This window comes from Dendronalium phyllosphericum CENA369 (assembly GCF_016056275.1).
Classification (GTDB): domain Bacteria; phylum Cyanobacteriota; class Cyanobacteriia; order Cyanobacteriales; family Nostocaceae; genus Dendronalium; species Dendronalium phyllosphericum.
On the sequence record NZ_JAECZA010000224.1, the window covers coordinates 23,262 to 33,163 of the forward strand.

Annotated in this window: 13 protein-coding genes; 6 read left to right on the forward strand and 7 right to left on the reverse strand. The window is 42.1% G+C overall.

The window, feature by feature from the left end:
• The 5 genes from I8752_RS24570 to ndhC form a co-directional block, all read right to left on the reverse strand.
• On the reverse strand, nucleotides 1-1,192 hold a 1,192-nt coding region (locus I8752_RS24570), incomplete at its 3' end, for a tetratricopeptide repeat protein (protein ID WP_214434856.1).
• Nucleotides 1,182-2,474: an ATP-binding protein gene (locus I8752_RS24575; protein WP_214434857.1), complete on the reverse strand. Its 1,293-nt coding sequence runs from the start codon at nucleotides 2,472-2,474 to the stop codon at nucleotides 1,182-1,184. The genes I8752_RS24575 and I8752_RS24570, both read right to left, overlap by 11 nt.
• A gap of 207 nt (nucleotides 2,475-2,681) precedes the next feature.
• On the reverse strand, nucleotides 2,682-3,209 hold the full coding sequence (locus I8752_RS24580; protein ID WP_214434858.1) for an NAD(P)H-quinone oxidoreductase subunit J: 528 nt from the start codon (nucleotides 3,207-3,209) through the stop codon (nucleotides 2,682-2,684).
• Complete coding sequence (ndhK, locus tag I8752_RS24585) at nucleotides 3,202-3,939, reverse strand: photosynthetic/respiratory NAD(P)H-quinone oxidoreductase subunit K (protein ID WP_214434859.1); 738 nt, start codon at nucleotides 3,937-3,939, stop codon at nucleotides 3,202-3,204. The genes I8752_RS24580 and ndhK overlap by 8 nt, the downstream gene beginning before the upstream one ends.
• On the reverse strand, nucleotides 3,930-4,292 hold the full coding sequence (ndhC, locus tag I8752_RS24590) for a photosynthetic/respiratory NAD(P)H-quinone oxidoreductase subunit C (RefSeq protein ID WP_214434860.1): 363 nt from the start codon (nucleotides 4,290-4,292) through the stop codon (nucleotides 3,930-3,932). The genes ndhK and ndhC overlap by 10 nt, the downstream gene beginning before the upstream one ends.
• Before the next feature lie 324 nt (nucleotides 4,293-4,616).
• Between ndhC and I8752_RS24595 the strand changes: the two genes are divergently transcribed.
• The 6 genes from I8752_RS24595 (at nucleotide 4,617) to I8752_RS24620 (ending at nucleotide 6,922) form a co-directional block, all read left to right on the forward strand.
• A complete protein-coding gene (locus tag I8752_RS24595) occupies nucleotides 4,617-4,952 on the forward strand; it encodes a rubredoxin (protein ID WP_214434861.1) in 336 nt (111 codons plus the stop codon).
• A 111-nt stretch (nucleotides 4,953-5,063) separates the two neighbouring features.
• Nucleotides 5,064-6,086 carry a photosynthesis system II assembly factor Ycf48 gene (locus tag I8752_RS24600; protein WP_214434862.1) on the forward strand — a complete coding sequence of 341 codons (1,023 nt, stop codon included), beginning with the start codon at nucleotides 5,064-5,066 and terminating at the stop codon, nucleotides 6,084-6,086.
• Nucleotides 6,087-6,206: 120 nt separating this feature from the next.
• Entirely contained in the window at nucleotides 6,207-6,455 is a 249-nt protein-coding gene (gene psbE / locus I8752_RS24605; RefSeq protein WP_214434863.1) for a cytochrome b559 subunit alpha, read from the forward strand.
• 9 nt (nucleotides 6,456-6,464) lie between these two features.
• Nucleotides 6,465-6,602 carry a cytochrome b559 subunit beta gene (gene psbF, locus I8752_RS24610; RefSeq protein ID WP_214434864.1) on the forward strand — a complete coding sequence of 46 codons (138 nt, stop codon included), beginning with the start codon at nucleotides 6,465-6,467 and terminating at the stop codon, nucleotides 6,600-6,602.
• Nucleotides 6,603-6,611: 9 nt separating this feature from the next.
• A complete protein-coding gene (locus tag I8752_RS24615) occupies nucleotides 6,612-6,731 on the forward strand; it encodes a photosystem II reaction center protein L (protein ID WP_214434865.1) in 120 nt (39 codons plus the stop codon).
• A gap of 68 nt (nucleotides 6,732-6,799) precedes the next feature.
• Nucleotides 6,800-6,922 carry a photosystem II reaction center protein J gene (locus I8752_RS24620; RefSeq protein ID WP_214434866.1) on the forward strand — a complete coding sequence of 41 codons (123 nt, stop codon included), beginning with the start codon at nucleotides 6,800-6,802 and terminating at the stop codon, nucleotides 6,920-6,922.
• 379 nt (nucleotides 6,923-7,301) lie between these two features.
• On the opposite strand, the gene I8752_RS24625 is transcribed toward I8752_RS24620, so the two are convergent.
• Nucleotides 7,302-7,412 (reverse strand): photosystem I reaction center subunit VIII, encoded by a 111-nt coding sequence (locus I8752_RS24625; RefSeq protein WP_214434867.1) that lies wholly within the window; start codon nucleotides 7,410-7,412, stop codon nucleotides 7,302-7,304.
• A gap of 187 nt (nucleotides 7,413-7,599) precedes the next feature.
• Nucleotides 7,600-9,902 (reverse strand): hypothetical protein (locus I8752_RS24630; RefSeq protein WP_214434868.1); only part of this gene is annotated, 2,303 nt, incomplete at its 5' end.

Here is a 9,902-nt window from a genome sequence, read left to right on the forward strand (position 1 = left end):
CAGATGGATGTTCTTCACCCAGCAGCTTGCGCCAAAGTGCCAAAGCTTGGATGTACAGGGTTTCAGCTTCGCTGTATCTGCCTTGGGAGTAGTAGAGTCCCGCGAGGTTGTTGAGACTACTGGCGACAGATGGATGTTCTTCACCCAGCAGCTTGCGCCAAAGTGCCAAAGCTTGGATGTAAAGCGGTTCGGCTTCGCTGTATCTGCCTTGGGAGTAGTAGAGTAACGCGAGGTTGTTGAGACTACTGGCAACAGATGGATGTTCTTCACCCAGCAGCTTGCGCGTCAGTGCCAAAGCTTGGATGTAAAGCGGTTCGGCTTCGTTGTATCTGCCTTGGGAGTCGTAGAGTGACGCGAGGTTGTTGAGGCTGGTAGCTAACTCTTTCTCTAAACCTAACTCTTTTTGCAGTTCAACAGCCTTGCTCAAATATTCAATTCCTAATTCTTGCTCTTTTTTATAATCCTGAAATTCATCCCATTCAAGTCTTTTTCTATAAATCTCTCCTAAGCTAAAGTACAAAGTCGCTAAAGTTGCATCTTTTACCCCTCGCTGTTCTGCATCTTGAATAAACCTTTGCAAATCTTCTATAGGCAATAAATAGGGATTATCATCATCCAACCCTGAAAACTCATTGTCACCGAAAGCAAAACGAATAGATTCTAATTCTCTACCAGAAATAGTGTTTTTCTTTCTAGACACAAAGTGAAATACACCATTGCGCCAACTCCAAAAATCAGGAGCTTTCTTAATCAAGTTAACTAAAAGCTGATTAGTTACCCACAACACGATCGCAAAAGGAAATTCTCTTAACGCTTCCCTAGTCCACTGCAAGTAACCGAAAAATATTTCTTGTTCCGAACGTTCCTCCCCTAGTTTGAGAAAATAAAGCTGTTCAGCACCCGTGACTGTAATTACTGCTGGGTGATGTTGCTGCAAATATTCTTCACTTTCCACCAGTTGAGCAATAGCGCCCCTCAAACTCGGTTCACCCCTTGCCAATGTCACGCGATAAGAGCGAATTTCTGGCTGTAATTCTGTTTCATACTGCTTGATAACTTGCTCTCGAAAACTCAAATCATCACAAACAGCTATCAGCAAACTCAAACCTTGTTTTTTAGCTTGAATGCTAACAATCAAATCATCATAAGCATCCAGATTTTCTGCATCATCAAATATTTCATTAGCTGCCATTGATTAACCCCTGTTCTCTCAAGAGTTCTACAACAATCGGGTGAACATCATACCAATTCTTCCGATTGCGATATTCCAAAACATAAAGTCCGTGCAGCAAATCTAAAAACTCAGGTTCCTTTGGGTCATCAGGCATAAAGTTCTGATAAGTAGTTTGCAAGATTGCATAATCAACCTTTCCCAAAGGTACAGCGAAATCATTGCGAATATTATTAACCGCCTCATCTAAAATCTGCTCATCAATAACCACAGCTTGTCCGGGTTTACGCCGAATTAATCGTAGACAAATACGGCAGCATTCATTAGCAATCCTCACCAACTCTCGCAACACACCACCGCTATTTAAAACAATGTTTTCTGCTGCTTGCTGTTCTATAAGTTCAGATGCAATTCGCTTTTGTAATATTTCGCATAAAATATCTTTCGCTTGCAAGCGAGGCTTGGCATTAACCTGACGACTTTGCCCCTGTTCAAATAACTTTAAGACAGGCATAACCACAACTTGGTCGTTAGTTTCCGTCTCAATCAACGGTCGGAGAAACTTATCTCTTAAAACAGCGATAGGAATTGTATAAATAATTCTAAAATTTGGTTGACATAAAGCTTTAATATTGTCTCTATAGATATCATTTACTCTTTCTAATTCTAATTTATCTAAATCATCAATAATTACTAAAACATCTTTTCTAGTAGCTACATGGATTACAGCCGCGATTTCATTAATCCGAGCAATTAAATCAGAAATTTTTCTCTCAAACTCTTGCTTAATTTCATAGCGTACAGCCGCATCGGCTTTCAGCTTATTACTAATCAACTTCAGCAAATCAAAACCAAGTGAAGTTTCAGCTTCAATATTAATTTCTTCTGTCTTAGTCCGGCTAGCAAACCATTTATACAAAGCATCTTTAGTAGACTTAGGAATTTCAACTCTACGAGCTTCCGCCTCATACATTAAATTAACAGCAATAGCAAAAAGAATATTAATATGATTAACATCAGACATTTCAATTGTGTCTGAAATCGAGAATAAAACTACAAAATAACGGTTTTGCGATCGCCTACTAAATTCAGCTAACAAAGTAGACTTACCACAACCACGATGTCCCGTAAAAATAATCTTGCCATCACCATTAGGACTATCTTCAACTAACTGCTCTAATTCCTCAATAACCTCATCACCATAATTCACTCTAAATCTATCTAAATCATTTGGCTGAATAAGTGGCAATAACTCTAAATTTCTGTATGCTTGCTGAAAAGACTTTAATAATTCGTCAGACATAAGCTATTACTGTATAACTTAACTTATTCATATCATCACTCATGTTCGCAAAAGTAGAAATTAAGCCTCTTTCTGCATTTTTATCCGCGAACCTCTGCGTCAAAAAACATTACCCCTCTCCACGGACGGAAAGGGGTTAGTGTGAGTTTATCAAAATGCTCACTCTTGTACAGACGCGACTAACGTCGCGTCTGTACTCAGCACTTCCTAATAAGCATCTTGCAACTCGTAAAAATCAGGCGAGATGTAATCCTTCCGCAAAGGCCAACCTACCCAATCTTCCGGCATCAAAATCCGCTTGAGGTTCGGGTGTCCTTCGTAGATAATGCCGTACATATCGTAAGATTCGCGCTCTTGCCAATCTGCCGTTTTCCAAATCCAGTACACCGAAGGCACTCTGGGATTTTCCCTTGGTAAAAATACCTTCACCCGCACTTCTTCAGGTTTATCAACATTATCACTAACTTTAACCAAGTGATATGCGCTGACTAAATCCTGCCCAGGGCCGAGGTCGATACCAGATTGAAACTGGAGATAATTAAACCCGTAGGCATACAGGGCTGTAGCGATGGGGAGCAAAACATCTGGCTCCACTTTAATTATCTCTACCCCATTCTTGTCAGGCTCTAAAAACTCATGTTCAAAGCCATTCTCGGTCAACCACTGGGAAACCTGGCCGGCTTTGACCAAAGACTCCTGTTCTGCTGGTACTGGTTTAGATTCTTCTTCAGCCACGGTTTTGTTCCTCCTTTTGTTTCTGTGCTGTGAGCAGCGCAGGTGGTACTGGCAGACCAATTGCTTCTGCCAACTCTTTCGGGGGTGTAAAGCGTGTTTCTGACTGCAAATACTTACCAGTTAAAATTTCCTCTGTTGGCTTCAGATTATGAGTCGTGCTGTAGAAACGGTGGGTTTGCTTAATTAGACTCCGTTCTTGCATCGAATCATTAGCTATTTTTTTCCGCAGTTTAATAATTGCGTCAATGATTGCTTCTGGACGGGGAGGACAACCAGGTAAGTAAACATCCACAGGAATCAGTTTATCGACTCCACGTACAGCAGTAGGCGAGTCTACACTGAACATTCCACCTGTAATGGTGCAAGCTCCCATGGCAATTACATACTTCGGTTCGGGCATTTGCTCGTAAAGACGCACCAATTGAGGCCCCATCTTCATAGTTATTGTGCCTGCCGTAATAATTAAATCGGCTTGGCGGGGACTAGAACGGGGAATTAGCCCAAAACGGTCAAAATCAAACCGAGAGCCGATTAAAGCTGCAAACTCAATAAAGCAGCAAGCCGTACCAAACAGCAACGGCCAAAGACTCGAAAGCCGTGCCCAGTTGTAAAGGTCATCAACCGTAGTCAAAATAACATTCTCTGAAAGGTCTTGAGTTACTTTGGGGCCTTCAATCGGGTTGATGATTCGCTCTTTATCCTGGGTTGTTAAATTAGAATTCAAGACCATTCCAAAGCTCCTTTACGCCATGCATAAACTAAGGCGACTACAAGAATTGCAATAAAAACTAGGGCTTCAATGAATGCCAATAGCCCCAAACGGTGGAAAGCAACCGCCCAAGGATACAAGAATACAGTCTCCACATCAAAGACGACGAAGACTAGTGCAAACATGTAGTAGCGGATGTTGAACTGAATCCAGGCTCCCCCAATTGGTTCCATACCGGATTCATAGGTGGTGCGACGTTCCAGGCTGTTACCACTGGGTCGTAGGAGCTTGGATGCTGAAAGCGCTAGGGCAGGCACTAGGCTACAGATGATTAAGAAGCCTAGAAGGTATTCGTAACCGCTGAGGACAAACACAATGAATATCTACCGCTTATGGACTAAGTTAAGTGGGGACTGGGGATTAGGGACTGTGGACTGGGAAGTGAGGACTAAGAACTAGAAATTGAATTCTTTTCTACACTCTCTATGCAGTCCTTAATACCTAGTACCCGATCCCCAATCCTCAATCCCTTAACTGCGTAACTTTCTTTTACATTATATCTTTTTGGCTTTTCTGAAATCTGGGAAACAAACGCATTTCAAGTATTTGATTCGTTTTTACTAGTGATAGAAAAGTCTAACAGTTATGTCATAATTTTTAACGTATATTTAAGATTTCTCCTCTGCGAGACCTTAGCCATGAGCGAACAAGCTGTTGAAACTCAGGCGTTAGACCGCTATGAGTGTCGCGCCTGCGGTTACATTTATGAACCTGGGAAGGGAGACGATAGCCATAACATTGCCCCTGGCACACCCTTTGCAGAACTGCCTACAGATTGGTGCTGTCCAGTTTGTACTGCTAAGAAAACCGCTTTTGCCAACGTCGGGCCTGCGGGTACAGCATCAGGTTTTAAAGAAAATCTCGGTTTCGGTTTGGGTGTTAATAAGTTGACACCAGGACAAAAGAATATCCTGATTTTTGGCGCTTTGGCTCTTGCTTTCTTGTTTTTTCTCAGTCTCTACGGCTTACAATAAGCCCCGCTCAGTTTTTGTCCAGTTCGGAGACTGGCATATTGTCCTTAAGGTCAAAAATTTAGAAAACCACTACACAAATTTAGAAACAACTAAGAAATACTGATGCATTCCATGGGTGTTGTAAAAAGTGGGCAAAAAATATTTGCCCTGTTAATGGTAGTCCTCATATGTATAGGTTGTAGCAAAATTCCTTCTACCAGCTACAATCCTTGGGAAGTGATTTCTGTGCCGACAGATGCAAAACTTTTGGATATTGGTTTCACTGATAACCCTCAGCATGGCTTTATAGTTGGTGGCAATGCCACCCTTTTGGAAACAAAAGATGGTGGTGATACTTGGCAACCAATAACCCTAGCACTGGATGAATCCAGGTCTCGCTTTGACTCGGTCAGTTTTGCTGGTAACGAAGGCTGGATTGTCGGAGAGCCTTCGTTGCTGCTACACACGACTGATGAAGGTCGTTCTTGGTCGCGCATTCCCTTAAGCGAAAAGCTACCCGGTAGTCCGATCGCCATTGAGGCTCTAGGTAAAAATACTGCTGAAATGGCGACTAATGTAGGAGCGATATACAAAACCACAGATGGCGGTAAAAACTGGAAAGCCCAGGTAGAAGCAGCTGTTGGTGTGGTGCGTAGCTTGAACCGTTCTGCTGATGGTAAATATATTGCTGTCTCCTCTAAAGGTAGCTTCTACTCGACTTGGGAACCAGGGCAAAATGCTTGGGTTCCTCATAACCGCAATAGTTCTCGCCGTCTCGAAAATATGGGCTTTGCTGAGAACGGGCAATTGTGGTTGTTAGCGCGGGGAGGTCAAATTCAATTTAGCGACCCCAATAAACCTGATGAGTGGGAAGAGGCACAAAGCCCTGAATTGTCTACAAGTTGGGGTTTACTGGATTTGGCATATCGTACACCTGACGAAATTTGGATCGGTGGCGGTAGTGGTAATTTGCTGCGGAGTAGTGACGGCGGCAAGACTTGGGAAAAAGACCGTGCAGTTGAAGAAGTAGCTGCTAATTTGTACAAAATCGTCTTTTTGCAGCCCGATCGCGGATTTATCATCGGCGACCACGGTGTTTTACTGAAATACCAGCCAAATACTGCTGAAAAAGCTGCTCAATCAGAGCCAGCTTAGTGCAACTCTCAGTTTAGGTATTCGTGCCGATTTCTGAGAATAACGTTGCAACTTGTAACTCTTTCTAAACTTTGTAGGATAATAAACTCAATAACAATCTTTTTGAAGGTAGGGATCTAAATGTCAGGTAGCACTGGAGAACGTCCGTTTTCGGACATTATTACCAGCGTTCGTTACTGGGTAATTCACAGCATCACCATTCCAGCGTTGTTTATTGCGGGTTGGTTATTTGTCAGCACCGGGCTGGCGTATGATGTGTTTGGCACACCCCGTCCTAATGAATATTACACACAAGTACGGCAAGAAGTGCCAATTGTGAAGAACCGTTTTGAAGCTAAAAAACAAGTTGAACAGTTTATTGGAAAGTAGTTTGAAATCATGACTAGCGGTAATAACATTAATCAACCAGTTACCTATCCAATTTTTACGGTTAGATGGCTTGCAGTTCATACTTTAGGTGTGCCAACTGTATTCTTTTTGGGCGCGATCGCCTCAATGCAGTTTATTCAACGCTAGGAGCAACTTATGGAAAGAACGCCCAATCCTAATAATCAGCCGGTTGAACTAAACCGGACTTCTCTGTACCTGGGACTACTAATGATTTTTGTTCTAGGGATTCTATTTTCCAGTTACTTCTTTAACTAACTGGAACTGTTGTGAAACTTTGTTTATTTAACCTGTGTTGATTTGTTGTTAAGGGAGGAGAAAAAGCTGTGTCTATAGGAACTGGGAGAATTCCCCTGTGGGTCGTTGCTACGGTCGCAGGATTAGGTGTAATCACTGTTGTAGGCATTTTCTTCTATGGAGCCTACGCTGGAATCGGTTCTTCGATGTAAAAAATAGGCTGAACCAAATATCATTTAGTCTGAACTTTCTAGCACTTGTTTAGAAATCAGCATTAAAAAACCGCCTGTCTTCATGAGATAGGCGGTATTAATTATTTGTCATTTGTTTGTTGACAGCACTTTGCTATCGACGGAAAGCAAAGGCACTCCATTGGACGGGTTTCCCGACTTAAAGGAAGTGCCATCCAAGACAGCAAGTGCTTCGCTGCACTGACTCCTCCGCAGCTGACTCGCGTTAGCTACGTTCGCGTAAGCGTCTCCCCTTGGGAGAAGGAGCGTCACCCGAAGGGCGCAGTGGCTCCCTATGAGTAACTGGCAAACTCATAAAGGTCAGTTGTTTTTTACTACTGACCACTGACTATTGAGTACATTAAGCGACATTGTCGTTTTCGATGTATACCAACAGAAACGAAAATGTCAAAATTGGCAAAATCCAACCAATTATGGGAACGAGGATAGAGGGCAAAAATGAAGCTGCCATAGCAAAGTTTCCTGTTAAATTACACTACAATTCAAGACGAGCTTACTGTAAATCGTGCTATTTTTTTTTAATTCTAAAGATTTTTAACACAGCCCTATTAGGAGATAAGGGGCACAGAAGCAGAGGAGAAATTGCAACTGGTCTTCTTTCTCATCTCCAATCACTCTCATTTGCTTGCCACCTAGGATTAAATATCCATACTCAGTAATTCATCTAGCTGCAACTGGGCCAAATCTGGAGGAATCACAGTCCGTACTATTGTGACTTTATGACTCTCTTGCTGGGTAGCCATATCTAAAACGATCGCCTCGATGCGAATCTCTAAACAGCCAAAGGGAACGATCAATTGAGTCATGACTTCCAAGGTTCCCGAAGAACTGGGTAACAAATCTCTTAATAAATGCGGGCCGTCTAGTAAAGCGCGAGTTTGACAATCTTCAATCCATAATTTGATTACAACTTGCGAGGAAACTTCAGGCAGTTCGACGCGTACTCTTACAGATTCGCCTGCAATTAATTCGCTATCTGGCACATGTAGTTGTGGAATTGCCAAAGGTTCAACGATCGCCGCACTCAGAGGTAGGGGACTAGATAAATTTAATATGGGTTGCTCTTGTTCTTGAAAATGCTGACTCCTAGGTGCATCAACTTCGATTTCACTGTATGTATCATCTACAACAATTTCTTGCGCCAACCAAGCTGATGGTGTCTTAATATGAGGAGCAGGCGGAAGTTGTGGCACTTCTAGCGGTGATGAGATGGTGAAAGAATTCTCTGTGTCTTCAAGAACTTCTCTTGCAAAAATGCGATCGCTAATGAGTAAATCAGTCGCTGTTTCAGTCAGGAAACTTTCCTGCGTCTCTGTCTCGCCATATTCTGGTGTGTCTGTTTGTTCTAGTTCCACCACGTCCGTCTCTGCCTCAATCTCTGTTTCCAAATTTAAGTCAAATGACAAATTGAGATCGTCAACAGGAGTTTGAGGGCTATGAGAAATAAAAGCCTGCTGTTCAGGTGTTGTTTGATGGTTTAGAACATCATCTCGATCCTGTAAAAAATCAATGGATTCTGGTAAAGAGTATCCTTGGCTCTGCATCCACTTTCTAATTAAGGGAGATGAGCGCATTTCCGAACTCAGTGGAACCATAGATACTTCTGGCATAGAATCATCTATTAATTCCGAACTTGGTGGAACTAAAGGTGCTTCTTCCACAAAGTTATCTATTAATTGCGAACTTGGTGAAACTATAGCTACCTCTGCTACAGAGTCCTCTTGAGACTGGGCATCATCAGACATTAATTCAGATGTCTTTTCCGTAGTGTCTATCTGTGGCGAATCTTCACTAGGCGGAAATCCCGATGTATCGAATGCTTCTGGTAAATTACTATTTACTTCTTCTTCATTGTTAGGCAAAGTTTCGAGACGTTTCAAGTAGGGAAAAGTCTTGCTCAACATCGACACTCGATTATGTCTAATGACAAGCTGCTCCAAGTTTATAGGGGCAGGGGTTGTGATGTATTTCTTCTCTACAGATTCTTGTGGAGAAGGTTCTGTCATAGCAACATCCGTAACTACAGCATCAGTGGCAATCGCTTGCGTAATTTTAATTTCAGGCAGCTTGGGCAACTGTGGCGATCGCAAATCTCCTGATTTACTCAGTTTAGATACTTGAACGCTCGCTTCTTGGGGAATTTCTGGGTTAGTTGGTGGTAAAGGCTGATTGGGGAATGAATGAATAGGCTGAACTTGGGTTGTTTTTGAGGTTTTGACTAAGTTGAAAAGTTGTAAATCTAGACCTATAGGGGTTTCTGGCTTTTTAGTAGCAGCCGACATTATCGATGTACTAGCCTCATCCAATAAGTTTTGCTGATGAGATTTTTTTGCAGTTGCGATCGCTAGTAATTCTGTGACATCGGCTGTAATTGTGAAAGATTGGCTAGCTAACAGCATGACTTCACTTTCATGAGCGAATGCGCCAAACAAACTAATGTCTGCCAAAATTAACTTCGATTCACAATCAGCAGGAATATTAATTGAAGAGTTAATAGTAAAAGGTAGTAACCGATCTGATAAGGCTTGCCGTACTTGGTTTAAAATTTCTGCTTCTAAAGGCGATCGCAGTTCAATTATTAGTTCTAGTGCATGGAGATTTTCTGGAGATATTGCATCCTTTTCCAGATTAGTTTTGTTCCCAAGCTCCACGCGCCCATTAATATTTAGTGTTTGCCCCCAAGGAGCAATATAATTTTCTTGTTCTAGAGTCAGCAAAAGAGGAGGTGCTGGTTGTATAGCTGGAGAATCCTCAATTTTTTCATCTTCTAACAAAGATTCTGAGACTGGTAAAGCTAAATCTATTAAATTTTGTAAAATTTGCTCTGTCGTTTCTCCTTTAAGCCAGACTGGGCTAACAGGCTGATCTATAATGGCTTCTTCGTCTTTGTCAGTTGACAAATCGTCTATGGCAGCATTATTTGGCGTGGCGATTGTTTCCG

Coding starts and splice junctions, on each gene's coding strand:
- I8752_RS24575 (WP_214434857.1), bottom strand. CDS start 2,474: ATGTCTGACGAATTATTAAAGTCTTTTCAGCAAGCATACAGAAATTTA.
- ndhK (WP_214434859.1), bottom strand. CDS start 3,939: ATGGTCTTGAATTCTAATTTAACAACCCAGGATAAAGAGCGAATCATC.
- I8752_RS24595 (WP_214434861.1), top strand. CDS start 4,617: ATGAGCGAACAAGCTGTTGAAACTCAGGCGTTAGACCGCTATGAGTGT.
- I8752_RS24600 (WP_214434862.1), top strand. CDS start 5,064: ATGGGTGTTGTAAAAAGTGGGCAAAAAATATTTGCCCTGTTAATGGTA.
- psbE (WP_214434863.1), top strand. CDS start 6,207: ATGTCAGGTAGCACTGGAGAACGTCCGTTTTCGGACATTATTACCAGC.
- psbF (WP_214434864.1), top strand. CDS start 6,465: ATGACTAGCGGTAATAACATTAATCAACCAGTTACCTATCCAATTTTT.
- I8752_RS24615 (WP_214434865.1), top strand. CDS start 6,612: ATGGAAAGAACGCCCAATCCTAATAATCAGCCGGTTGAACTAAACCGG.
- I8752_RS24625 (WP_214434867.1), bottom strand. CDS start 7,412: ATGGCAGCTTCATTTTTGCCCTCTATCCTCGTTCCCATAATTGGTTGG.